19 protein-coding genes are annotated in these 26377 nt (G+C 38.7%); 12 read left to right on the forward strand and 7 right to left on the reverse strand.

The window, feature by feature from the left end; all coding sequences use genetic code 11:
- Positions 1-18 precede the first annotated feature (18 nt).
- The 7 genes from JUD45_RS02795 (at position 19) to JUD45_RS02825 (ending at position 7932) form a co-directional block, all read left to right on the forward strand.
- Positions 19-420: a GtrA family protein gene (locus JUD45_RS02795; RefSeq protein WP_138726539.1), complete on the forward strand. Its 402-nt coding sequence runs from the start codon at positions 19-21 to the stop codon at positions 418-420.
- Positions 413-2566, forward strand: coding sequence for an ArnT family glycosyltransferase (locus JUD45_RS02800; protein ID WP_203619653.1), 2154 nt, complete (start codon positions 413-415; stop codon positions 2564-2566). The genes JUD45_RS02795 and JUD45_RS02800 overlap by 8 nt, the downstream gene beginning before the upstream one ends.
- 14 nt (positions 2567-2580) lie before the next feature.
- Complete coding sequence (locus JUD45_RS02805; protein WP_203619654.1) at positions 2581-3546, forward strand: glycosyltransferase family 2 protein; 966 nt, start codon at positions 2581-2583, stop codon at positions 3544-3546.
- Positions 3547-4118: 572 nt separating this feature from the next.
- Positions 4119-5057, forward strand: a complete 939-nt coding sequence (locus JUD45_RS02810) for a restriction endonuclease (RefSeq protein ID WP_203619655.1) — start codon at positions 4119-4121, stop codon at positions 5055-5057.
- 168 nt (positions 5058-5225) lie between these two features.
- Positions 5226-6617 carry a hemolysin family protein gene (locus tag JUD45_RS02815; RefSeq protein ID WP_203619656.1) on the forward strand — a complete coding sequence of 464 codons (1392 nt, stop codon included), beginning with the start codon at positions 5226-5228 and terminating at the stop codon, positions 6615-6617.
- Between the two features lie 72 nt (positions 6618-6689).
- Entirely contained in the window at positions 6690-7145 is a 456-nt protein-coding gene (gene nrdI, locus JUD45_RS02820) for a class Ib ribonucleoside-diphosphate reductase assembly flavoprotein NrdI (protein ID WP_203619657.1), read from the forward strand.
- Between the two features lie 10 nt (positions 7146-7155).
- Positions 7156-7932, forward strand: coding sequence for a hypothetical protein (locus JUD45_RS02825; RefSeq protein ID WP_203619658.1), 777 nt, complete (start codon positions 7156-7158; stop codon positions 7930-7932).
- A 65-nt stretch (positions 7933-7997) separates the two neighbouring features.
- Here the strand turns inward: JUD45_RS02825 and JUD45_RS02830 are convergent, their stop codons facing one another.
- On the reverse strand, positions 7998-9173 hold the full coding sequence (locus tag JUD45_RS02830; protein WP_203619659.1) for an MFS transporter: 1176 nt from the start codon (positions 9171-9173) through the stop codon (positions 7998-8000).
- A gap of 240 nt (positions 9174-9413) precedes the next feature.
- Between JUD45_RS02830 and zwf the strand changes: the two genes are divergently transcribed.
- The 3 genes from zwf (at position 9414) to JUD45_RS02845 (ending at position 14105) form a co-directional block, all read left to right on the forward strand.
- Entirely contained in the window at positions 9414-10895 is a 1482-nt protein-coding gene (zwf, locus tag JUD45_RS02835; protein WP_203619660.1) for a glucose-6-phosphate dehydrogenase, read from the forward strand.
- 81 nt (positions 10896-10976) lie between these two features.
- On the forward strand, positions 10977-12416 hold the full coding sequence (gene gnd, locus JUD45_RS02840) for an NADP-dependent phosphogluconate dehydrogenase (RefSeq protein ID WP_053791306.1): 1440 nt from the start codon (positions 10977-10979) through the stop codon (positions 12414-12416).
- A gap of 141 nt (positions 12417-12557) precedes the next feature.
- Complete coding sequence (locus tag JUD45_RS02845) at positions 12558-14105, forward strand: multicopper oxidase family protein (protein ID WP_203619661.1); 1548 nt, start codon at positions 12558-12560, stop codon at positions 14103-14105.
- Positions 14106-14814: 709 nt separating this feature from the next.
- On the opposite strand, the gene argF is transcribed toward JUD45_RS02845, so the two are convergent.
- The 5 genes from argF to argC are packed head-to-tail and all read right to left on the reverse strand — an operon-like array spanning position 14815 to position 19951.
- Positions 14815-15834, reverse strand: a complete 1020-nt coding sequence (argF, locus tag JUD45_RS02850) for an ornithine carbamoyltransferase (protein ID WP_203619662.1) — start codon at positions 15832-15834, stop codon at positions 14815-14817.
- Positions 15828-16976, reverse strand: coding sequence for an acetylornithine transaminase (gene argD, locus JUD45_RS02855; RefSeq protein WP_203619663.1), 1149 nt, complete (start codon positions 16974-16976; stop codon positions 15828-15830). The genes argF and argD overlap by 7 nt, the downstream gene beginning before the upstream one ends.
- 12 nt (positions 16977-16988) lie before the next feature.
- A complete protein-coding gene (gene argB, locus JUD45_RS02860) occupies positions 16989-17714 on the reverse strand; it encodes an acetylglutamate kinase (protein WP_203619664.1) in 726 nt (241 codons plus the stop codon).
- 5 nt (positions 17715-17719) lie between these two features.
- Positions 17720-18910 carry a bifunctional glutamate N-acetyltransferase/amino-acid acetyltransferase ArgJ gene (gene argJ, locus JUD45_RS02865; protein WP_203619665.1) on the reverse strand — a complete coding sequence of 397 codons (1191 nt, stop codon included), beginning with the start codon at positions 18908-18910 and terminating at the stop codon, positions 17720-17722.
- Positions 18911-18922: 12 nt separating this feature from the next.
- A complete protein-coding gene (gene argC, locus JUD45_RS02870) occupies positions 18923-19951 on the reverse strand; it encodes an N-acetyl-gamma-glutamyl-phosphate reductase (protein WP_203619666.1) in 1029 nt (342 codons plus the stop codon).
- 604 nt (positions 19952-20555) lie between these two features.
- Between argC and JUD45_RS02875 the strand changes: the two genes are divergently transcribed.
- The gene (locus JUD45_RS02875) at positions 20556-21629 is read left to right on the forward strand and encodes a carbamoyl phosphate synthase small subunit (protein ID WP_203619671.1); all 1074 of its coding nucleotides are present in this window, start codon (positions 20556-20558) and stop codon (positions 21627-21629) included.
- Entirely contained in the window at positions 21622-24681 is a 3060-nt protein-coding gene (gene carB / locus JUD45_RS02880; protein WP_203619667.1) for a carbamoyl-phosphate synthase large subunit, read from the forward strand. Before JUD45_RS02875 ends, carB begins: the two co-directional genes overlap by 8 nt.
- Before the next feature lie 41 nt (positions 24682-24722).
- On the opposite strand, the gene JUD45_RS02885 is transcribed toward carB, so the two are convergent.
- Entirely contained in the window at positions 24723-25994 is a 1272-nt protein-coding gene (locus tag JUD45_RS02885; protein WP_053791298.1) for a cation:dicarboxylate symporter family transporter, read from the reverse strand.
- Between the last annotated feature and the right edge of the window lie 383 nt (positions 25995-26377).

Consider the following 26377-nt stretch of genomic DNA (forward strand, 5'->3'; position numbering starts at 1 on the left):
AAAAGGAAGTGCCCAACCATGATAAATATTTTGCGGCAGTTTTTTAAATTCGGAATTGTTGGTCTTATCAACACTATTTTAACTTATCTTATCTACTCAATGTTGTACGAAGCTACTTCTCCTACTTTTGCAATGGCGATTGGATATGGTATAACTTCAATTATTGGTCTAACCATTAATCAAAAGTGGGTGTTTAAAGCCAACCATGACTGGATGATAGTCGTTAAATACTACCTTACTTACCTTTTAACATGGACATTAAGTATTTTGGTGACAGAAGTGACAAGTAACTATTTCCACGTTCTTGCTAGTATTATCCCCCTAATCACACTTCTAGTCACTACTCCAACTAACTTCCTATTAAGTAAGTATTGGGTATTTAGAAAAACAGAATTAAAGGAGGCATCTGCCAATGAATGAACCGACAGACAAGAAGCCTAACTTCTTCCAACGACACAAAGTCGATTGGGTGTTAGTCATTATTCTCCTAATTGCATTAGGCTTGTACGGTTACGGAACATGGAAGACTGGTTCTGCCAATGACTTCTATACTTCCGCCATCACTAGTATGACCCAGAGTTTTAAAAACTTCTGGTATGCCAGTTTTGATCCTGCCGGATATATCACTGTCGATAAGCCACCTGTTGCCCTATGGTTCATGGCTATCTCAGCTAAAATCCTAGGTGTTTCAAACTTCAGTGTGGTCCTACCATCAGTATTATTCGGTGTTGGATCCGTCTATCTAATGTATCGACTAGTAACTCCTTACTTTGGTCGATTCGCAGGTAGAATCGCAGCGTTAGTAATGACAATTACCCCCATTGTTGTTGCTGACTCTCGTACCAACAATATGGATGCTACCTTAATTTACTTCCTATTGTTAGCAATCTGGATGCTACAAAAATCCATTAACAAGCACAACATATACTGGTTAATCGGAAGTTTTGCTACCATCGGATTTGCGTTTAACATCAAAATGCTACAAGCTTTCATGATTATTCCAGCTATGCTTATCTTCTACTGGTTAGCATCAAACGATTCATGGAAGAAAAAGATTGGTAAGCTATCGCTTGCCACAATCGCCTTAGTCGTATTCACCCTATCATGGCCACTATCAGTTGATATGACATCAGCTAATAGTCGTCCATACGAAGGTGGATCACAACACAACTCAGTGTTAGAACTAGCCTTTGGTTACAACGGTACCCAAAGATTACTAGGTCAAACTACTGGTACTGGTGGAGCCTTCAAGGGCATGGGTAACAATTCTTCAAAGAATTCTAACCAACCTGGTGGTAACACCAAATCAAACAGCAACAACAAAATGACGCCACCAAGTGGCAAGATGGGTAAATTTAACCCATCTAAGAATATGAAATCTCGTGGTAACTTCCCTGGTGGAAATCACCGCGGAGGTATGAAGATGAACGGTAAAGGCGGCATGGGTGGTGCCGGTGGTGCATTTAACATCGGAACTGCTGGTCCACTTCGTCTATTCCAATCAGCTTTAGGACCACAAATTAGTTGGTTATTACCATTCTCCATTATCGGTATGATTGCCGCATTCATCGGCTTCGCTGATCCTAAGCGTAAATGGTATCAACTTACTACTCGTCAAAAACATACTGTTTTATGGACAGGTTGGTTAGTTCCAGTTTACGGATTCTTCTCCGTAGCTAGTTTCTTCCATCCTTACTACACCATCATGTTAGCTCCCGCCATTGCAGCACTTGCTGGACTTGGATTAGCAGCTATGCTGGACTTGTTTAAACGTTTTGGTCTAAACAATTACAAGGCATACTTCCTACCACTAGCAATTGTTGTTACTGCCGGACTACAAGCATGGTATGTATCAAGCTACTACGCATGGTTATGTGTCTTAATTCTAGTCGTAGCAGTTCTAGCAAGTATCTTATTACTTGTCTTCAAAGCTAAACCTGCCGGAAAGACTATCGTTATCGTAGGACTACTATCAATCGCTGTAGCTCCTAGTTTCTGGTCATTAACCCCTACCCTTGCTAAAGAATCCGCAGCTATTCCAACCGCTGGTCCCGATCTCTTAACCAGTGGTGGTAATAACTCAGGTGGAATTGGTAACGGAACAGTTAATACCAAATTGTTGAACTATTTAACTAAGCACCAAGGCAATGCCAAGTACCTATTTGCAACCGCAGATTCGGGCACTGCTGCTCCATATATTATTAAAACCAAGAAAGCCGTCATGGCCATGGGTGGTTTCAACGGAACTGACCCTGCAATGACATTAAGCAAATTCAAGCAATTAGTAAAATCTGGACAAGTTAAATACTACCTAGATGAAGGTAAGTCAGGTTCTACTAACAGCACAATTGTTAACTGGATCAAGAAACATGCTAAGAAGGTCAGTGCAAGCGAATATGGTGGTTCAACTAGCACTACTTCTTCATCCAATTCAATGACATTTACCATGAAGAAAGGCGCATCTGCTAAGATGGCAAAACCTTCTGGTAAGCAATCAATGAACATGGGTGGTGGACCATCTAATATGAGCAACGGTACCTTATACGACCTTTCCAGCATTTATTAATCTGGAGGTGTCTCATGCCATATAAATCAAATAAAATCTCCATTGTTCTCCCCGTTTACAATGAAGAAGCTGGCATCAAAAACACCATCGAAGTCTTAGAAAACTTTGTGGAATGCCAAATTGAAACTTACGAAATTATCTTTGTGGATGACGGCTCTGTCGATTCAAGCGTAGATATTATCCGTCACGCACAATCACAATACGACAACATTAGATTGGTCGAATTTTCAAGAAACTTCGGTCACCAACTAGCAATTACCGCTGGTATTCGATATGCCAAAGGTGATGCAGTGGTCGTCATGGACGCGGATTTACAAGATCCCCCATCTGTAATCCCCAACATGATTGAAAAGTGGCAAGAAGGCTTTGACGTTGTCTATGGAAAACGCCTTATCCGCGAAGGCGAATCATTCTTCAAACGTTTCTCTGCGAAAGCCTTCTACCGCGTTATGCGTAAAGTCGCCAACGTTGATATCCCCCTTGATACCGGTGACTTTCGCCTAATGGATCGTAAAGTGGTTGATGCACTTTCCAAATTAAACGAACCGGAGCCATTTGTTCGTGGCCTTGTCTCCTGGGTTGGTTTTAAACAAACTGCCGTAACCTACGAACGACAAGAACGAAATGCAGGAGTTACAAAGTACCCCCTAACTAAAATGATTCGACTAGCATCTGATGGAATTACCTCATTCTCCGAAATCCCCCTCAAGATAGTAAATTATACGGGTTTCATCAGTATTATCGCTGGAATCATTTATGGATTAATTACTGTCTTTACTGGTATCTCGACACTCACTTTTGCGATTACTCTAATGTGTGTCCTATCAGGAATGATAATGCTTGCGCTGGGCATTATTGGTGATTATCTATACCGTACTTTCGACGCTTCTAAACATCGTCCTCAATATGTCGTTTCTAACTCTTACGGATTCAATAACCATCCCGGAAACATCGCCACGATAAAGAAACATCATGGCTAAGAAAAATCCCTCGGTATTATACCGGGGGATTTTTTTGCGTTTATTGATAGTTGGTCAAGTAGCTACATTAATTGCTAAAACTATAGCATTCATATATAATGCCGAATTATGAAATTAAAAATGTATATTTGCCGCATCGTTTATTTAATCTCTTTGTTTACTTTAATATATTTCACCTTTATAAATGACGTTCACTATATTGCTGCCACGGCTGGGATTATTTTCTTTATTGATGGTTTTTATCTTTTTCATCTAGAAAAAGTAATGGATCAAAATAATCCAAATTATAGTAAAAAAGCGTCGTCAGTTTTATGGAGATTTTTATTATTTCCATGGTTTATAATTCTGTAAAATATATTGATTATATTACATTAACAACACCTCACCATTGCCTTATTCGCAGTGATGGGGTGTTATTTTTTTGATCTACTCTTTTTATGTTCTCCATAATTAGCTTACTGAGCTATTAATTTTTGCACTTATATAGAACAAACGTTCTTAAAAACATAGAGAAACCGCGTCAAATCTGATAAAATAGGGTTATTATCAAATCTTAAAAAGGAAGTTTAGACGTGAAAATCAGTCACTTCATTCGTCGATTTATATGTATACTAATTACATTAAAAATTATCGACATCGTGGTAGCCATGGTGCACCTACCAAAGGTTTACGATCAGCTGACAGCAATGTGCATCGCATTCACCCTGTTAGTCATTGGCTACTGCATCCTACCAAAATCAGACAAACACTTTATTAAAACCATTAAAAACAATCTCAGCCGTCATCGAACATATACGTTTAAAAAGACGCCTGTCGTTTCACAAAAAATGACGTATCAAAATCGATCTGTCGATATCTCCAGACAGCAATACCAAGCCCAAGCGACGCCCTATCTAAACGAACTATCGATGTTAAAGCGTCAATTAGACGAGATGAACGAGCGCATTGAATCGCAAAAGGCCTATCGGAATCAGTTGAGTAAGCAAATCAATGAACTAAACATCAAATACCAACAGCTAAATGAGTTAACCACCCAACACGATAGTCTAGTCGAGGACATCAAGACCCTCCAAGCACAAAAGGATCAACTAGCAGATGCCCACGTGACAGACGAGTATCAATCATTCATGGAATATCAATCCAAACAAAAGCTGGCAACGATTGATAACTTTGACGGTTATCAGTTTGAGACCTTTACCTGTGACTTGCTCAAGGCACTTGGTTTCTCAGATATCAAACGCACTCAGGGAAGCAGCGACTTCGGTGTCGATGTCTACGCCAAAAATGGTGACACGAGTTATGTATTCCAATGCAAACTATACGCCAGTCCTGTCGGCATTAAGGCTGTTCAAGAGGCCAACTCAGGTCGTAGTTACTACAATTGTAAAAAGGCTGTGGTCATTACCAATAGTTACTTCACCCCTCACGCCATCTCAGCGAGCGAGAAGTTGGATATCGACCTATGGAACCGCGATAAGCTAGCTAGTTTAATTGCTGAAGCAAATGTGTAACACTATATATGTAGAATAAATGTTAAATTTTTGACTAAAGTTTCACTTTTTTAAATCTTTTTTAGTGAAAATACGTTATTATATTCATTAAATTACTTAAAAAAAATAAACATAAAAGGTATAATGTAGACATTATATAAATTTTATTAAGAAACGGGGAATGTTCTGTTGGATAGTGGTGCGATATTCTTTCAAATCGTTATTGTATTGATTGCATTCTTCTTCGCCGCATACTTTGTTGCCTGTGAATTTGCCTTAGTACAAACCAGATACAGTATGTTGGAAGAAGAAGAAGAAAATAAGGGTAAGTCAAAGAAGCTTGCTCGTGAAATGCACATGATCACTAACCTAAATGACTATTTATCAACCACCCAAGTGGGTGTATCCGTCTGTGGTATCATCATGGGTTGGGTTGGTGAAAGTCTTATCGTTGACGCCATCTTTGATTTACTTGAATTAAAGTCCGGATGGGTTACTGCTGGTACCGCTCACGCCATTGGTGGTGTAATTGGTATCTTGATTCTTACCTACTTAGAAGTGGTATTTACTGAAGTTGTTCCTAAGAACATCAGTATCGCCATGCCTAGAAGAATTCTAGGTTACGTGGCTACCCCACTTCATTACTTCCACACAATTTTCTATCCTGGTGTTTGGGCTATCAACGTCAGTGCCGCTGGTGTTGTTAAGTTAATGGGACTTAAGATGACAGATGAAAGTGACGAATCAATGTCACAAGCTGAAATCCTAAGTATCTCCAAAGAAGCCGTTGAAAATGGTGATCTTGAAAAATACGATTACCTATACATGCAACGTGCTTTCGACTTTAACGATAAAGTTGCCAAGGACATCATGATTGATAGAACTCAATTGACTGTTATGGACATCAATACTTTAGTAGACGATGCCATCACTGTTTACCTACAATCAAAATTCAGTCGTATTCCAGTTGTTATCGATAACAACAAAGATAACATTCTAGGTTACGTTTACTGTTACGACCTTGTTCGTCAATCAAGAGTGAACTCAAACATTCCAGTTGAACGTCTAATTCGTGATATTGGAACTGTTCCTGAAACAATGAAGATTACTGAAGTGCTTCAAAAGATGATTACTATGAGAACTCCTATTGTTGTCGTAGTTGATGAATACGGTGGTACTTCAGGTATTATTACTGATAAAGATATTTATGAAGAACTATTCGGTACTGTTCGAGACGAAATCGATCCAGCAACCAACGAATACGTCTTCAAGCAACCTAAGGGTACTTACCAAGTAAGTGGTAAGATGACTACTTATGATTTCGAACGTTACTTCAAGACTGAAATCAAAGACTTCAGCAGATCAGATAGCGTTACCCTTTCCGGTTACTTTATCGACAATAACCCAGGTATCCAAATCAAACCTGGTACTGAATTCAAGGTAGATACCTTCACTTTCAAGGTATTACACTTTGAAAACTCATTCATCGATTTATTCGAAGTAGACGATTTACGTGATAACCACGAGGCTATGGCTGAAAAATCTTCTGAAGAACAACAAGATGAAGAAAGTAAAGACTAATATAAAATTTTTAAATCTGTTAGAATATATTTCTAACAGATTTTTTATTTTGCCTTGAAAGGAAGCTAAACATTGAAACCAATTAGAATCCTATATATTTCAGTGGCTGGTAACACGCGTAACTTTGTGACCAACTTACAAGAATATGCTAAAAACGTACATAATGACGACGACAATAACCCGTTAATTGAGTTAGAAGAAATCACCGATCAATCAGACTTTGCTGACGAAACCGGCAATTTTTTCGCATTCGTGCCTACCTATCTAGATGGCGGCAACGGCATCGATAACGGCGTCAAAGAAATGATGACCAACACTTTAGGCGAATACATCGACTACAACGACAACGCTAAATACTGCATTGGGGTTGTCGGTTCAGGTAACAAGAACTTCAACGAACAATACTGTTTGACTGCCAAACGTTACGCTAAACAATTCGACGCACCATTTGTGACCGACTTCGAACTTCGTGGAACTGATCGAGACGTGGTCAGAGTCTATGATGAATTAAAAAAATACAATAAATAGGAGCAATTACTTGAAAGATAAATTAATAACAACAATAAAAGGATTAATTATCGCTTTATTATGTGCGATAATTTTATATTATTTAAAATTATTCTTAAACAGCGATAGTAGCCAACAATTGAGTTCTTTAACATCTATAATTTCCATTTTTGTATCAGCGATATTTGTAGTTTATCAAGTTAACAAAAGTCATGAAAATGCAATTAAAGAGTTTAAAATTACGGAAACTCAGAAGTTAGAAGTTTCCATAAAAGAAGAATTAGTACAAATTTTTCCAAAATATAACACAACATTTGATAGTTACAGTTTCTTCATAGCTTCTGCAAACGAAATAATAAATAAAAATTTTACAGCAATTGGTTTTGTTGGGGAAGAAGAGCTTCAAGAATCTATTAAAAATTTATCTAAATCAAATTCATCTAAAACAAAAGAAGAAATATCTGATAGCTTGTCTCAAGTAAACTTTGAGTGTGATAATTTTAGAAACAGTCTAAATGACTTAAGACAAAAATTAACAGATGTATCAATCACTATACATACTCATAAAAATTTAGGACATCCCATCCCCGCTACACCACTAATAAAAGAATGTATAACATCAATAGATGAAACTCAAAACAATATAACACTTGTCCGTATAGGATCTGCTAGATTATTGAAGTCATCAACTAATGCAAATTACTATATTAAATTAAAGAGATTAATAGCGTCTATAGGTGAAGAATATAAGAAAATTGACTCTTATATAGACAATATGAAAAAATATGTTACGGGTGAAGATATTTAAAAACTGATAGCCAATAAATAAAAAGGATTCGTTTCATATCGAAACGAATCCTTTTTTGTTTTTTATTATTCTGTTTTACGACTGATAATCATAACCGCGAATAATGCGATTAGCATTAAAACGGTAACGAAGATGAACAATGGATTGTAGCCAAAGCCTTCAACAAACAATCCAGCGAATAGTGGACTGATTGCACGTCCGGCTGACATTAATGCATTGAACATCCCTTGGTACTTACCCTTTTCCGACTTAGTAGATAGTTGATCAATCCATGCCGGTACATCAGGTAATCCTAGCATTTCACCAAATGTTAGGAAAATCATGATGGCTAAGAAAACTGGGAAAGTCTTTGCGTAAACTAAGAAGTAAAACGAAATTGCGAAGATAAATACTCCCAAGAAAACTTGGTGATTTAAATGAATTTTTAGTCGTTTACTTACGTAATTTAATATAGGTTGTCCAAATACAATCATTAGACCATTAACAGTCCAAAGCATTGAGTATGCTTCGAACGGAATTCCCATTTTAACCATGTGGACTGACATAACACTTTCCCACAATGTATAACTCAAGTAGACGGTAAATACCATGATACAAATTGGGTAGATTAGTCGAACGTTGGACTTAAGAATTCCCTCTTTTTCTTCCTCGATTTCTTCTTTTGGAATACTGTTATCGTAGTCTGAAAAGTCGATATTGAAGTATACAAAAGTAAGCAACCATAGCAAGATGTAAAATACCGCCGCGGTCATAAAGACAATTGCGACACCATATTTTAGTAGGTATCCAACCATCGCAGTTCCGATTACCACCCCGATGTTTAATCCAACATATAGGATGTTGAATACCGTTCTGGTGTCCTTACTCTTAACGTTGGTAGCATATGAGTTTAGAAGTGTTAGGTTAATCCCGTCTCCAAATCCTAAAACTACCATTAGAATCGCAAAGGTAGGCCATCCATGAAAGAAAATTAATGCTAAAATGGCGGCCGTCGAGACGGTAATACCAATCAAGGCCGCTTTGTACGCAGACCAATGATCAAATAAATAACCCCCGATGTAATTACCAATAATGGTAAAACCGGAAATAAATAGTAATGATACCCCCGACACTAGTAGTGACTTATGTAAATAGTCATCGATATACATCGTTACTAGTGGCCACATGAATGCGGCACCGGAATTTAACAATAGTGAATAGAAAAATACTAAACGAAGTCCTAATTCTGTTCTTTTCTTCATGAATCCTCCCCCTTATTCAAATGTTCTAACAACAATTATAATTCATTTAAGAGCATAATATCCATTAAGAGATGTTTAAATTATTAAATTTTAGTAAAGCGTTTACATTTCTTTTGTGCTATGGATTAAAAACACTTTTTTAATTTATCATGGTGTTATATAATAGCCTTGTATTATTAACCGAAAATGAAAGATATTTCATTTGATTCGTTAAAATTTTTCTATAAGGAGTGACGGTAATTGGCAACAGCAACTCGTGCCTTGTTCATGCTTTTTGGTGCAACAGGTGACCTAGCTAAACGTAAATTATATCCATCTATTTTTAACCTATACAAAAAAGGTTACGTAGATAACGATCACTTTGCATTAATCGGTACTGGTCGTCGTGAATGGAGCGACGAAAAGTTCCGCGAAGTAATCTTGGACTCTGTAAGTGCCAACGCTGACAGCGAAGAACAAGCAAAAGCTTTCGCTAGTCATTTTTACTACATGTCACACGACGTAACTAATCCAGAACATTACGACGCATTAAGTGACTACGCAAACAAGTTAGACCAACAATATGATATTGAAGGAAATCGTATCTTCTACATTTCCATGGCTCCTAACTTCTTTGGAACTGTAGCTAAAAACTTAAAAGTCCACAACTGTTTATCAGACAATGGCGGTTTCAACCGTTTAATTATCGAAAAACCATTCGGACGTGACTACGACACAGCTGAAGAATTAAACAACGCTTTGGCTAAATCATTTAACGAAAACCAAGTTTACAGAATTGATCATTACTTGGGTAAAGAAATGGTTCAAAACATTATTGCATTACGTTTTGGTAACCCACTAATCGAAGGTATTTGGAACAACAAGTACATTGACAACATTCAAGTAACCCTTGCTGAAAAGCTAGGTGTTGAAGAACGTGCCGGATACTATGATGGTTCAGGTGCCCTACGTGATATGGTACAAAACCACACTATGCAAATGCTTACTATTCTTGCAATGGAAGACCCTATTTCATTCAAGGACGTAGACATTCGTAGAGAAAAGATTCGTGCACTAAGAAGCATGCATGTTTACACTGAAGACGAAGCTCGTCAAAACTTCGTTCGTGGACAATATGGTGCAAACGGTGACCAAAGAGATTACCGTCACGAAGACAACGTTCCTAACGATTCAATTACCGAAACTTATGTTGCCGGTAAAGTATTGTTCGAAAACAAACGTTGGAAGAACGTTCCTTTCTACATCAGAACTGGTAAGATGCTAACTGACAAGTTTACTAGAATTGATGTTGTATTCAAGAAACCTCTAGTAGACATCTTTGCTTCTGCTAAAGGAACTGAAAGTGAATTAAACAACAACGTGCTTACTTTATTCGTAGATCCTGTTAACAAGATCATCCTACGTCTAAACGGAAAGCAAGCTGGTCAAGGTATGGAAATGCAACCACTAGACTTAACTCACACTCAAAGTGACGAAGAAAAGGCTGCTACTCCAGAACCATACGAACGCTTAATTCACGATGCTATCTTGGGTAACGCTACTAACTTTGCCAGTTGGGACGAAGTAAGTCGTGCTTGGGAATTCGCCGATGTTATCAGACATGTTTGGGATACTGACAAACCAGACTTCCCTAACTACACACCAGGTTCAATGGGACCTGATGCTGCCGACGAATTACTAGCTCGTGATGGCAGAGCTTGGGTTTTTAACTCAAAAAAATAATTTATATGACATTTAATCATTAAAATGTTAAAATCTAAGTGTATATTTATACACAATTTTCTTTAAAAAGGAAGGTTTATAATGGCTGACTCAAAAGCAAACATTGGTGTTGTTGGAATGGCTGTTATGGGTAAGAACTTAGCCCTTAACATTGAAAGCCGCGGCTTCACTGTAGGTATTTTTAACCGTTCAGCTTCAAAGACTGAAGCTGTAATGAAGGATCACGCAGACAAGAACTTGGTTCCAAGTTACTCTGTTGAAGATTTTGTTAACTCACTAGAAACTCCACGTCGTATCGTTATGATGGTTAAGGCTGGTAAGCCAACTGACGCAACTATCGACTCACTATTACCTTTATTAGACAAGGGTGATATCTTAATTGATGGTGGTAACACTAACTTCCATAACACAATCGAAAGAAACGCTAGACTAGATGCATCTGGTATCAACTTTATTGGTATGGGTGTTTCTGGTGGTGAACTAGGTGCTTTGCACGGTCCATCACTAATGCCTGGTGGTCAAGAAGAAGCATACAAGCTAGTTGAACCTGTTTTAACTCAAATCGCTGCTAAAGCTAGCGATGGCAAGCCTTGTGTTGCTTACATCGGACCTAATGGTGCTGGTCACTACGTAAAGATGGTTCACAACGGTATTGAATACGGTGATGAACAATTAATCGACGAAAGTTACGACATTCTTCGTAACGGTGCCGGTATCGACATTGACGAACTAGCTGATATCTTCAAGGAATGGAACAAGGGTGAACTAAACAGTTACCTAATCGAAATTACTGCTGATATCTTAACTAGAAAAGACGACTTAGGTGCTGACAAGAGCAAGCCTATCGTTGACATGATCTTAGACCGTGGTGCTAACAAGGGTACTGGTAAGTGGTCATCAGAAGATGCCATGGAAGTTGGTACTGACCAATCAGTTATCACTGAATCAGTTTACGCTCGTTTCATCTCAATGCTAAAAGACGAACGTCTTGCAGCAGCTAAGGTATTAAACGGTCCTAAGGCTTCAGACATCATCAACGATGACGAAAAGAAAGACTTAGTAGAACGTGTACGTAAGGCTCTATACTTCGGTAAGATTATGAGTTACGCTCAAGGTTTCGAACAACTACGTTTCGCTTCAGAACAATATGACTGGAACTTGAAGTTCGGTGAACTAGCTCAAATCTGGCGTGAAGGTTGCATTATTCGTGCCCAATTCTTACAAAACATTACTGACGCTTTCGAAAAGGATGAAAACCTAACTAACCTATTGTTAGACCCATACTTCTCAGAAATCGCTAACAAGTACCAACAAGATGCTCGTGATGTTGTTGCTCTTGCAACTAAGGCTGGTATTCCAGTTCCATCACTTTCAGCAGCTGTTAACTACTACGATTCATACCGTGCTGAAGTATTACCTGCTAACTTACTACAAGCACAACGTGACTACTTCGGTGCTCACACTTATGAACGTACTGACCGTGAAGGTAACTTCCATTACCCATGGTACACTGAACAATAATATAATTATTGATTACAATAAAAAGAGACGATTAAATCGTCTCTTTTTTAATACATACTAGTTTGTAATGGTTATTAATTGCAAATGAATACAAACAAGAATATACTATAACCAATCTTGAAAAAAGAGAGGTTATTTTTTATGTCTACCGAAAAAGTCTACACCGATTATTTCTTTTACGAACCCGCTTTTAACACTCACGATGGTGGTTACATTCCTTTGGAAGAACCTAACGTGGAACAACAAAAGCTAAAGGTTCCAGAATTACTTACCCCTGACAAGGAGACTGATACCGACATGTACTACACCGTCATCTCACAAGCTGGTGAAGCACAAATCATGCCCGGTGAAGCCACTAAGACATGGGGTTACAATCAAGCATTATTAGGTAAGACCATTTTATTCAAACGTGGTAAAAATATTCACGTCACTGTTAAAAATGAATTACCTGAATTAACTACATACCATTGGCACGGTTTAAACGTTCCAGGTGATATCGATGGTGGTTGTCACACCCCTGTCTACCCAGGTGAAAGTAAAGTTTTAAACTTCAAATGTGATCAACCCGCAGCTACTCTTTGGTTGCATGCTCATCCATGCCCATCAACCGCTGAACAAGTTTGGCACGGCCTAGCTACCGCAGTTGTCGTCAAGGATGAACATGAAGCAACCCTGCCAATCCCACGTAACTATGGAGTCGATGATATCCCCGTAATTTTACAAGATCGTCGTTTCCATGAAGACAATCAATGGTATTACAAGGCTGATTATGATCCAGATGGTGTTCAAGGTCCTACCGCAATGATTAACGGAACCGTTAACCCATACTTTGATGTCACCACTCAAAAGGTTCGTCTACGTTTATTAGATGGCGCTAACCGTCGTGAATGGCGTTTGCACTTCTCAGACGACCTTGAATTTACCCAAATCGCAGGTGACGGTAGTCTCTTAACCCACCCTGTTAAGTTTACCCACCTAATGATTACCTGTGCCGAAAGACAAGAAATTGTCGTTGATTTCGGTCAATACAAACCAGGTGATGAAGTTGCCCTATATTCTGACGATGTCCCCATCATGCATTTTAGAATTCATGAATTCGCAGAAGATAACAGCGTCATCCCTGACACCCTATTTGAAATGAACACACCCAAAGTTACTGAGAACACACCCGTCCGAAAAGTCGTTATGTCCGGTATGGATGAAGAAGTCGCCCTAGATGGTAAGAAGTTCGATATGGAAAGAATCGATGCCAAACAAACCATGGGTAACTGCGAAATCTGGGAAGTTACCAACACCAACGACTGTGAAAACGGAATGGTCCACCCATTCCACATGCATGGTTGCCAATTTGAAGTATTGGACAGAGATGGCCATGCCCCATACCCTAATGAAACCGGTCTAAAGGACACAATCGGAGTTAACCCTGATGAAACCGTCCGCTTCAAAGCGTGGTTCGACCACCCCGGCGTCTTCATGTATCACTGCCACATCATCGAACACGAAGATGGCGGTATGATGGCCCAAATCCAAGTCGATGACCCAGACCACCCACAAGAATTCCACCTAACTAAGATGGATGACTTGATGAAGGCATTTGCCGAAGAACGCGGTGTTGCCGTAGAAGAACTCGATTTAAGTGGAATGTCTTGTTACGACCACATGGAAAATATGGATCACTGTAATATGTAAAAAGAGAACCTAATCATTGATATGATTAGGTTCTTTTGGCATTTCGATTAGATGATGAAAAATATTTATATCAATTTATAAGTGAAATGTTGTCAAAATATAAGAATTGGTGTAGAATAAACATTGTAATAAAACTAGAAAAAAGGAGTGAACAACATATGACTGAATTAACTTTTGATCCAGGAGCGTCGAAAGATCATTCTATCAAGGGAAAATTGATGTCAGAAGTTGTTTCAATTCTAAACAAATAGAATTGAGATGACCTTTGACAGTTAATTTTCCCGAAATCAACATAATCAATATAGATTATTTAGATGGAGAATTAACTGTTGTTGGTTATCTCAGTATCCTTTAGCTGCATGCTTAACGGTGAAACGTTAATTAACAGTGAAATGTTAGCAGCTAATAACAGTAATTTAAAATTAAATATTAATAATTGCTTGATGATGCTTCACCTTCTAGGGAACTAGTTGGGGAGGTATGGACAACAGTTTATACTACTACTAAATTTTACGAACAGATAAACTGAGTAATTATGAGATTACACAAAAATCTTCGTTGAGTCCGCGGGGACGTGGGTTTACGCCAAAGTAATTGCTACTTATCTGTTATCAATATTAATTATAAAAGAGACAACTTTGTAGGTTGTCTCTTTTCTTGTGTTAAACACGAGAAAAAAGACCGAATCAAATTGATTCGGTCTTTTTATTTATGCTTTTGGAATAAACAGGTTACCTAGAGTTGCAGCGACAATTGCTTTAATTGAATGCATACGATTTTCGGCCTCTGTGAACTGCCAAGCGTATTTACTATTAAACACCTCATCACTAACCTCTAATGCGGTTGAACCGTATTTTTCTTCGATATACTGCCCTTTTGTGGTCTTGTTGTCATGAAAAGATGGTAGACAATGCATAAAGATGATTTCGTCATCATTCATCCCCGTCTTTTCGATCATTTCCATATTAACTTGGTATGGTTTTAATAATTGAATTCTTTCATCCCAATTATCTTCACCCATTGATACCCAAACATCCGTATATAATACGTTGGAACCTTTAACCCCTGCATCAACATCGTCGGTGATTAGGACTTCGGCGCCAGATTGTTCAGCGTATTTTTTCGCTAGTGCTTGGTTTTCCTTTGATGGGAATAATGATTTTGGTGCAACAATATGCACGTTCACCCCTAACAAAGCGGCGGTAATTAATAGTGAGTTTGCCATATTGTTTCTACCGTCTCCCACATAGGTTAAGGTAAGGCCTTCTAGTTTGCCAAACTTTTCCTTCATGGTCATAAAGTCGGCCAGCATCTGGGTTGGGTGACTGTCATCAGTTAGACCATTCCAAACGGGAACGCCACTGTATTTAGATAGTGTTTCAACGTCTTGTTGTTTGAACCCACGAAATTCGATTCCATCATACATTGATCCTAAGACCTTGGCGGTATCTGAGACTGATTCTTCGTCACCGAAGTGAATGTCGTTGGTACCAAGGTATTCAGAGTGGCCACCCAAGTCGTTGATGGCAATCACAAATGATGAACGAGTTCTAGTTGATGGTTTTTCAAACAGTAAGGCAATGTTCTTACCCGCTAAAAATTCGTGCTTAATGTTGTTTTGCTTTAAGTGTTTTAAATGAATTGCGAAATCGATTAGGTAGTTAATTTCATCGGCGGAAAAATCGTCAATGTTTAGTAAACTTCTACCGTAAAAAATATTATTTAACATGCTGCCACTTCCTTTTCTAAAACGTTTTTGATTTGTTGCACGCCCCATCCAAGTGTCTTTTTATCCATGATTAATGGTGGTAGCAAACGCAATGTATTGGCACGTGCTGAAATTGTTAGCATCCCAATTTCTTGTAATTGTTTGATCACTTCTGCAACATCAATTGAATCGGCTAAGTGAATACCGACCATTAATCCACGACCAGAAATTTTTTCGACGTTAGAAAGTGGTAGTAATTGCGTATTTAGTTCTTGGAATAGATATTCACCCTTTAGTTTCACTTCATTCAAAAATTCAGGTGTCATTTGATTTAAAACGGCATTGGCAGCAGCCATAACGACCTTATTTCCACCGAAGGTATTACCGTGACTACCTGGTCCAAATGCTGAAGCTAATTCTCTTTTCGCTAGCATTGCACCGACTGGCAAACCATTACCTAATCCCTTGGCACAGGTGATGATATCTGGGTTTAATCCGGCGTATTCAAAGGCAAACTTGTATCCGGTACGACCCATCCCTGCTTGGACTTCATCAACAATTAATAGTGTGTTGGTTTCATGACACTTGGCTTCGACTTTCTTTAGCCATTCGGTGTTTCCGACGTTAACGCCACCTTCTCCTTGAATGGCTTCTAGGATGACTGCAGCACATTCTTCATCAATAAAATCTAGTGCCTTATCATCGTTGTATTCGGCAAATTCACTACCGGGAACTAAAGGTGTAAAACCACTTTGGATGGCTTCGTATCCGGTCAATGATAGTGATCCATAGGTACGACCATGGAATCCATAGTTAAATGCAAGCACCTTTTTCTTGTGGGTGTACTTACGTGCAATCTTAAACGCCGCTTCGTTGGCTTCAGTACCTGAATTACATAAGAATGCTAGGTAGCCTTCTGGGCAAAGTTTGCCAGCGACTTGGTCTTGCATTGAATTGATGTATAGGTTTGAAGTGTGCCAAATGTGGTTTAGTTGTTCACCTACCGCAGTTTTAACCTGTTCATTGCTGTATCCTAGGTTGCAAACACCAATTCCACTGGTAAAGTCGACATATTCCTTACCATTGGCATCGATAATATGCCAGTCGTGTCCGTCAATTGGTTCAATATCAAAATATTTGTAAGTTGGTAATACGTTTTCCATTTCTGTCATCCCCTAATCAATAATCGTTGTGCCGTGTTCTTCTAAGTTATTAGTAATTGTGACGTTTTCCACGCCGTGATCAATCGCGTCTAAAGCTGCTTTTACCTTTGGAATCATTCCACTGACAATGTAGTGTTCCTTAATTAATTCGATTGCTTTTTTATGGGTCAATTCTTCTAGCATCTCGTCTTCCACCTTCACTCCGCAGACGTCGGTTAGTAGGACTAGTTCATCCGCATGCAATAATGATGCCATTTCACTGGCTGCAATATCAGCGTTGACATTTAGCTTGTCGGTATCATTTTTATAAACGATTGAAGACATCAAGCCAACCGAGTTGTCAGTCATCTTATTAATCCAGTCGGTATCAACCTGACTAATGGTGCCAACCTCACCGTATTTTGCGTGGTCTAGGTAATCGCCTTTAACAAACGAGTATCCGTAACTATTGAGGTTATGAGTTTCAATGCCATGATCCATTATTTTCTTGCCAAGTTGTTCTTGGATGACATCGTTTAATAACAAGTCTGAAATCTTCATCATTTCAGGATTTGTGACTCTGATTCCATCGATTTTTTTGACCGGTTCACCGACAAATTCACCACATTTTGAGATGATGTTGCCACCACCATGGACGATAATGATGTGTTCACCCTCGTCTTGTTTTTCAGCAACGAATTCAAAAAAGTCTTCTGGTAAGTGATTTATCATATTTCCGCCAATCTTTAAAATAATCATATTAATCACCCCTCGTAAGCCGCATTAATCTCAACGTACTTGTAGGTTAAGTCGCAGCCCCAAGCAGTTCCACTGGCGTTACCAACATTTAAGTCGACATCGATGATGATGTTTTCATCGGTAAATAGCGCCTTTAACTCGTCATCAGTGAATGAAATTGGAACACTGTTAGTGACAATTTCGGTGCCATTTAAACTAATTGCGACGTGGTTTGGATCAACATGGGCATGGGTTTGACCGATGGCTTGAACGATTCTGCCCCAGTTGGCTTCCTTACCAAAAATCATGGATTTTACCAAGTTAGACCCAACGATTGCCTTTGATACTAGGTTGGCTTCTTGTTTGTCGAATGCATTATTAACGTTAACTTCAACGAAGTTATTAGCACCCTCGCCATCTTGAGCAACCTTTTTCGCAAGCGTTTCTAGTACATATTTAAAAGCCTTAGCGAACTCAACGTATTCATCGCAATCTGGTACTAATTTGGAGTTTTGAGCAGCACCGTTGGCCATTACTAAAACCATGTCGTTAGTGGACATGCAGCCATCAACGGTGATTTGGTTAAAGGTTGAAACAATGTCTTCACTCAATAGGTTTTGTAAATCATCTCCTGCAATATTTGCATCTGTGACGATGAAACTAAGTGTGGTTCCCATGTTTGGATGAATCATCCCTGAGCCCTTTGAAAAACCGGTAATGGTAACTGGTTCGTCATTTAGGGTCAATTCAACACATACCTTTTTCGAACATGTATCGGTAGTGATAATTGCTTCTGGTGCGTCGATATCGTCGGTGCTTAGTTCTAGGTTATCGACACCATTTTGGTATGTATTCATATCTAATTGTTTACCGATAATGCCGGTTGAAGCGACACCAATTAAGGTATCGTCTAGGTGTAATTTATCGGCGACTAATTGTTTGGAATTATACACATTTTGAATTCCTTCATCTCCGGTAAATGAGTTGGCGTTTCCGGAGTTAACGATGATTGCTTGTAGTTGATGGTTCAGTTCAATGGTTTTCTTAGTGACTTGAACAGGTGCTGCCTTGAATTGGTTGGTGGTGTAAACACCTGCTGCTGAAGCGGGTGAGTCTGATACTACCCAGCACATGTCTAGTTGTTCATCTGGTTTGAATCCAGCATGAGTTGATCCTGATTTAATATTTAGTGGCCATTTAAAATCGATTGTTTTCATAATTAGTTCCTCCTAAGGTAATACGTGCATTAGTTCTAATCCGTCAGTTTCTTCAAAATCAAATAGGTGATTGAAGTTTTGAATCGCTTGTCCAGCGGCACCCTTAATCATGTTGTCAATGACGCTGACAATCATTAATGAGTTATTGCTGGAATTAAAAGAAAGTCCAACATGACACTCGTTTGTACCGACTACGCTCTTGATAGTTGGTAGCTCATCCATTGATACGTGAACAAATTTACTGTTCGCATATAATGAATCGAATGCATGTTGGACTTTATCCATTTCAATATTTGATTTTAGTTTCATAAACATAGTGCACATAATTCCCTTGTTTAAAGGAACCAATGTGGTCATGAATTCAATATTTTGAACATTTTTATTCCAAACTTGTAACTTTTGTACGATTTCTGGAATGTGTTTGTGTTCGTGGGGTTTGTATACTTGTAGGTTTTCATTAGCCATGACAAAATGACTGGAATCACTAAGTGACTTTCCAGCTCCTGATAAACCTGACTTCGCATCAATCACAATGCTATCTAAATCGATCAAATCTTCTTTAACTACCGGTGCCAACCCTAATAGCACAGCGGTAGCATAACATCCTGGGTTGGCAATGTATTTTGCACCCTCACTGTCATCAATATCTGCTAAGCAGTATTGTGCCTTTTGTAAGTCTGATAGTTCAGCGGGATCTTTTTGATACCACTTCGCGTATTCATCAGGATCTTTTAATCTGTAGTCTCCTGATAAATCAATGACCGGAAAACCGGCTTTGATAAAGGGTTTAGCCATCTTTGATGTCACACCAGCAGGAGTGGCAAAAAAGACCGCATCGTTGTCTTTGATAATGGCATTTTCGTCATAAGGTAAGACTAAGTGTTGATCGTATGAAAATTCGTCATTAATTTGGTTTAACTGAGTTGGTTTGGACAAATTATGTCCGTATAAATTAATTTGATTTACTTGAGAATGTTTTTTTAATAATTCATATAAAGTTGATCCGGCATATCCGGTAATTCCAATAATTGCGACTTGCATAATAGCGACAGTCCTTTCGATAAGTTCAATTTTTTAGACACTGCTCCTGTTGAAAAAACGTTGCTACGTCGCCTTTGGTTTAAGCTTTGTTTTGTCATGTTAATCACCCTTTTGTAATTTTTTGATGTCTCGGTAACATCTTGCAAATTACAATAGCACAACTTTTTATTTTTGCAAACTTATTTTTTAATTTTAATTTAATCTTGTTTTAATTTTTTAATTATGTTAAATTGAGTTCAACGAAAACAAATAAATTTAAAAAGTGGTGAGTGTTATGAACAACAAAACAAATAATACACTAACTGAATACACTGCATTGAGGAGGACACGTATTGTGCCGTCCCCAACTTTTAGGCGCACTTTTTAATCAAACAATAAATTAGTCGAGGGACGGCAGAAATAAATTTTAAGTTATGCTGAAATTTATCTGCGGGTCCCTTTTTTAATCCGAATATGAATAACTGGATACTTTTCGCATAATTTAAAATAAGTTGCATTCTACTGTCGATCGACTTATTTATGGATATGGGCAAATGTATTCAGGACATAAGGTTGATCACACTGTTGGTCAGCCTTTTTTATTTACCAAAATTTGGAGGTAATTATTATGAAAACGTATTTAGTATTAAGTAATGGCTCAATTTATCAAGGATATTCAAAAATAAAACCATCAACTACCGCCGGTGAGGTCGTATTCAGCACTGGCATGACTGGTTATCAAGAAACCATCACGGACCCCAGCTACTATGGACAAATCATGGTCTTTACATACCCACTGATTGGAAACTACGGTATCAACTTTGAAGATAACGAAAAAGATACTCCATGTGTTTCCGGTATTATTGCTTACGACATTGCAGAACACCCTAGCAACTACCGTAGCAAGATGTCACTTTACCAATATGCCGAAAAGTTTAACATCCCCATGATTGAAGGCATCGATACCCGTGAGTTAACTAAGGAACTTCGTCACGACGGCTGCATTAAGGGAGTTATCACAGACGACCCAAATGACGAAGCGGTCCAAACTCTTTTTAACAAACCGGTATCATTTGCTAACCACGCAACAAAAGAAACAACACATATTAAGGGTGATGGCCTAAAGGTCGCCGTTATCGATTATGGAATTAAGAACTCCATCGTTTCAGAATTAGTGAGCTTTGACGCCGACATTCATATATTCCCATCCGATGTGTCAGCACAAGAAATTGAGGACATCAATCCAGACGGCATCGTCTTATCCAATGGCCCCGGCGATCCAGCTAACATGATTGATAAGATTGGAGTCATCCAAGAACTTCAAGAAGAATATCCAATCATGGGCATTTGTTTAGGTAATCAATTACTTGGATTAGCTAATGGTGCCAAGACGTTCAAGATGAAGTTTGGCCACCGTGGTTTCAACCATGCCGTTAAGGACTTACAAACAAATAAGTGCTACTTCACATCACAAAACCATGGATATGCACTTCTACCCGAATCAATTCCAGGTTCAAACGTAGATGTCTTATTCGAAGAAGTTAACGATCACACCGTTGAAGGAATTAAGGTTAAAGGACATAACGCCTTTTCAGTACAATTCCATCCGGATGCATCCCCTGGTCCACACGACGCACTATTTATCTTCAATAAATTCTTCAACATGATTGAGCAAAAGGAGGTTTTAACAAATGAGTAAAGATACCGACATCCATAAAATTTTAGTCATTGGTTCTGGTCCGATTGTCATCGGTCAAGCGGCCGAATTTGACTACTCAGGTTCCCAAGCTTGTTTGTCATTAAGGGAGGAAGGATACGAAGTCGTCCTGGTGAACTCCAATCCATCCACCATCATGACTGACAAGGATATCGCCGATGAGGTCTACATCGAACCAATCACAATCGAAGCGATTGAAAAAATCATCGAAAAAGAATTACCAGAAGCAATCCTACCTACTTTAGGTGGCCAAACTGGTTTAAACATGGCCAAAGACTTAGCCGACGCAGGAATCTTGAAAAAGTACGGCATCGAACTACTGGGAACCAAACTCCAATCCATCGAGGAAGCCGAAGACCGTGAACTTTTCAAACAATTGATGAAGAAACTTGATGAACCCGTTCCCGAATCAACAATCGCCAATAGTCTAGAAGACGCCAAAAAGTTAGCCGAAAAGATTGGCTATCCATTGGTCATTCGTCCAGCTTACACACTAGGTGGAACCGGTGGTGGTTTCGTCCATAACGATGCAGAGTTAGAGGCCATCGTCACTAACGGTTTGGAAATGTCTCCCGTCACACAAGTATTGGTAGAAAAATCAATTGCCGGTTACAAGGAAATCGAGTTCGAAGTCATGCGTGATGCCAAGGACAATGCGTTAATCGTCTGTTCAATGGAAAACGTCGATCCAGTCGGCGTCCATACCGGTGATTCAATCGTGGTCTCACCTACGCAAACCCTATCCGATAAAGACTACCAAATGCTAAGAGATGCCGCATTGAAGATTATTCGTGCACTGGATATCGAAGGTGGCGTTAACATTCAAATGGCCATCGACCAACACAGTGGTGACTACTTTATCATCGAAGTTAATCCTCGTGTCTCTCGTTCATCAGCACTGGCATCCAAGGCAACCGGTTATCCAATCGCTAAAATCTCTGCCAAGATTGCGGTCGGTATGACATTGGATGAAATCATCAACCCACTAACCGGAAAGTCACTTGCTGAATTTGAACCAGCACTGGATTACATCGTCACCAAGATTCCCCGTTTACCATTCGATAAGTTTACCGACATCGATAATTCACTAGGTACTCAAATGAAGGCGACCGGTGAAGTCATGGCCATCGGTAGAAACTTTGAAGCATCCCTATTAAAGGCGATTCGTTCTCTCGAAGATGGTAATAGTCATGATTTTACCGCTAGTTCAACCGACGAACTATTGGAAAACATCAATACACCAACCGACCAACGACTCTTCGAAATCCTAGAACTACTTAGTCGTCACATTAGTGTCGATGATATTTATGACAACACCCAAATCAATCAATTCTTCCTATATAAGATGCAACACATTATTGAAATTAAGGAAGGATTGAAAGATGACAAATCAATCGATGCATTGAAACTGGCTAAGCAATTTGGCTTTTCTGATCAACAAATCGCAGCAATTTGGCAATGCAGTCAAGAAGATGTCTACAACGCCAGAATGCAAAATAATATCGTTGCTGGTTTTAAAATGGTCGATACCTCAGCTGGAGAATTCGATTCAACCACTCCCTATTACTACAGCACATTTGGTCAATCCAACGAATCAAAGGTTAGTGATAAGAAATCAATTCTGATTGTGGGTTCAGGTCCAATTCGAATCGGACAAGGGGTTGAATTCGACTACGCGACTGTTCACTCTATCTTTGCAGTTAAAAATGCAGGATACGAAGCCATCGTGATTAATTCAAATCCGGAAACCGTCTCAACCGACTTCTCCATCTCAGATAAGTTATACTTCGAACCGCTAACCATCGAAGATGTCATGAATGTGATTAATCTTGAAAAACCAGCGGGTGTGATTCTTCAGTTTGGTGGTCAAACCGCCATTAACTTGTCTGAAGGGTTATCCAAACTAGGTGTGAATGTATTAGGAACCACCGTTGAAGATATTAATATCAGTGAAGATCGTGAATTGTTTAGCCACGCCATCACCAGTCTAAATATCAAACAACCATATGGAACCTCAGTAGAAAGTATCCAAGGAGCTCTTCAAGCCACCAAGGAAATGAACTATCCAGTATTATTACGTCCTTCATACGTGATTGGTGGTAAGGCAATGCGAATCGTTCATAATGAAGAAGAATTACTGAACTACATGCAAACTGCTGTTAACGTGTCGCATCAACACCCCGTCTTAATTGATTCCTACCTATATGGAACAGAGGCCGAAGTCGACATCATTTCAGATGGTGAAACTGTCATCATTCCTGGAATCATCGAACACGTTGAGAGTTCAGGTGTTCATTCTGGAGATTCGATGGCCATCAACCCACCCCAACACATTTCCTTTAATATTCAAAAACAAATTACCGATATTGCCATTAAGTTAGCGAAGAAGTTGAAAACAATCGGTTTGATGAATATTCAATTTATCATTTCCAATAATCAGGTATACGTCATTGAGGTAAATCAAAGAGCTTCGAGAACCGTCCCATTCCTATCAAAGGTAACTGACGTGCCAATCGTTGATTTAGCAACTAATTCCATCTTAGGAACTCCTTTAACATCATTTGGATACAATACTGGACTAATTACCCCATCTAGTTTTGTATCCGTTAAATCTCCAGTATTTAGTTTTAATAAACTACCAGGTGCGGATGCTAATCTTAGTCCTGAAATGAAATCGACCGGTGAAGTCATGGGAACCGCGATTGATTATGATTCTGCTTTAGCGAAGTCATTCTCGGCTGCCGGAATCAACATAAAGGAACACGGAAATGTCTTATTGAACCTAATTCATCATGATGAAGAACAAAATAAACAGTTAATTGAAAGCTTATCTGATTTTGGTTTTAACATCATCGATATGAAACCAGAAGAGATTACCGAAGAAAACGTTGATTTAATCATTAACACCGCTGAAGATAATCATCTCAATAACATCGCGACCGCATTTTCCATTCCATTATTCACTTACATTGATACAGCCAACGCATTTATCCAATCATTAAATTGTGACGATATAATGGTAGAAAAGATATAAAAAAAGACCTAATCCAAATGGATTAGGTCTTTTAATTTTGTTTATTTATGAATTCCGATTGATTTTAGATATTTAGCTTCTTTTTCAGGATCGAATTCTTTTTCAGACTTACCAATAATCACTGTTGCTAGTGAGTTACCGATAACGTTAACTGCGGTTCTGGCCATATCGATGAAACGGTCAATTCCGGCAATGAATGTTAAACCAGAAACTGGAATACCAACAGTTGAAACGGTTGCCAATAGAACAACGAATGAAGCACCTGGAACACCGGCCATACCCTTTGAAGTAATCATTAGGGCAACTAGTAAAGTAAGTTGTTGACCAATGCTTAAGTGAATTCCGTAAGCTTGGGCTAGGAATAATGCGGCAAGAGATTGGTAAATTGCTGAACCATCAAGGTTAAATGTGTAACCAGTTGGGATTACAAATGAAACAATTGATGGGCTAACACCAAACTTAGTCATCTTATCGATACTTCTTGGTAGTGCAGCTTCTGAACTGGCGGTTGAGAATGCTAGTACTGCTTCTTCCTTAACGACCTTTAGAAGGTCAGTAATCTTGAAACCAAAGATTCTAGCAGCTAGTCCCATTACAACAAGTACGAATACCATCATTGTTAGGTAAGTTAATAGCACGAAGTAACTTAGTGGAGCTAATGCAGAAACACCAAGTTCAGCTAAAGTAACACCGATTAATGCACAAACACCAATTGGAGATAACTTCATGATCCAACCAGTAATCTTGAACATTACTTGTGAAACGGCGTTTAAGAAATCAACGATAATCTTACCCTTTTCACCAACTGCAGCAGTACCTAAACCAAAGAATACTGAGAATACAATGATTGGCATCATATCACCAGAAGCAATTGAGTTAAATACGTTTACCGGAATTAGGTTAATTAATGTACCCCAGATTCCAGTGTGGTTAGCGGTCTTGGCTGTAGTCATGTATTGAGTAATATCAGTAGCGTGTAATGAATGCACGTTAATGAAGTCACCAGGATGGAAAACATTACCAACAACTAAACCTAAAACAATGGCAATTGTAGTCATAATTTCGAAGTATAGAATGGTCTTTCCACCGATACGGCCTAACTTATGGATATCACCAATGTTGGCAATCCCAACAGTTAAACATGAAACAACGATTGGAACAACGATCATTTGAATTAAACGAATGAACATTGTACCAACACTTTGCATTGCAGTAATTGCGGTAGCGTTCTTGTAGAACACTAGACCTAGGATGATACCTAAAATTAAACCAATCAGGATTTGCCATCCTAGTGTTATCTTAAATTTCTTCATTACGAAGCCTCTCCTTAATATGTATTAATATAATTTTATCATAAATCACGAATAATATCCCCGGTTAATAATGAAAATGTACCTAAATAACGATAAAAGACAAACTATTTCATGTAGTTTTACAATAGTAATTCAGATATTAACATTATGGTATGCACTTGGATTAACGAAACATCTCTATTTCAATTCAAATCCTACAGTTAATCAAGTGTGATTAGCACACCTTTTTAATTTTATCATAAAAAAGAATGTATCGTTTTGAATGTACAAAAAAAGAGCTACCAAACGGTAACTCTTTTATAAATTGCGCGGCAACGTCCTACCCTTGCAGAGGGCGATCCCTCAACTACTCTCGGCGTTTAGAAGCTTAACTTCTGTGTTCG

This window comes from Apilactobacillus nanyangensis (genome assembly GCF_016861915.1).
GTDB classification, from domain to species: Bacteria; Bacillota; Bacilli; order Lactobacillales; family Lactobacillaceae; genus Apilactobacillus; species Apilactobacillus nanyangensis.

What these genes read in the sequence shown, in the direction of transcription:
- argD (WP_203619663.1), bottom strand. Translation starts at nt 16,976, where the DNA reads ATGGAAAACGTATTACCAACTTACAAATATTTTGATATTGAACCAATT.
- JUD45_RS02845 (WP_203619661.1), top strand. Translation starts at nt 12,558, where the DNA reads ATGTCTACCGAAAAAGTCTACACCGATTATTTCTTTTACGAACCCGCT.
- JUD45_RS02830 (WP_203619659.1), bottom strand. Translation starts at nt 9,173, where the DNA reads ATGAAGAAAAGAACAGAATTAGGACTTCGTTTAGTATTTTTCTATTCA.
- argJ (WP_203619665.1), bottom strand. Translation starts at nt 18,910, where the DNA reads ATGAAAACAATCGATTTTAAATGGCCACTAAATATTAAATCAGGATCA.
- argB (WP_203619664.1), bottom strand. Translation starts at nt 17,714, where the DNA reads ATGATTATTTTAAAGATTGGCGGAAATATGATAAATCACTTACCAGAA.
- carB (WP_203619667.1), top strand. Translation starts at nt 21,622, where the DNA reads ATGAGTAAAGATACCGACATCCATAAAATTTTAGTCATTGGTTCTGGT.
- JUD45_RS02795 (WP_138726539.1), top strand. Translation starts at nt 19, where the DNA reads ATGATAAATATTTTGCGGCAGTTTTTTAAATTCGGAATTGTTGGTCTT.
- JUD45_RS02800 (WP_203619653.1), top strand. Translation starts at nt 413, where the DNA reads ATGAATGAACCGACAGACAAGAAGCCTAACTTCTTCCAACGACACAAA.
- JUD45_RS02805 (WP_203619654.1), top strand. Translation starts at nt 2,581, where the DNA reads ATGCCATATAAATCAAATAAAATCTCCATTGTTCTCCCCGTTTACAAT.
- argC (WP_203619666.1), bottom strand. Translation starts at nt 19,951, where the DNA reads ATGCAAGTCGCAATTATTGGAATTACCGGATATGCCGGATCAACTTTA.
- gnd (WP_053791306.1), top strand. Translation starts at nt 10,977, where the DNA reads ATGGCTGACTCAAAAGCAAACATTGGTGTTGTTGGAATGGCTGTTATG.
- argF (WP_203619662.1), bottom strand. Translation starts at nt 15,834, where the DNA reads ATGTTAAATAATATTTTTTACGGTAGAAGTTTACTAAACATTGACGAT.
- JUD45_RS02885 (WP_053791298.1), bottom strand. Translation starts at nt 25,994, where the DNA reads ATGAAGAAATTTAAGATAACACTAGGATGGCAAATCCTGATTGGTTTA.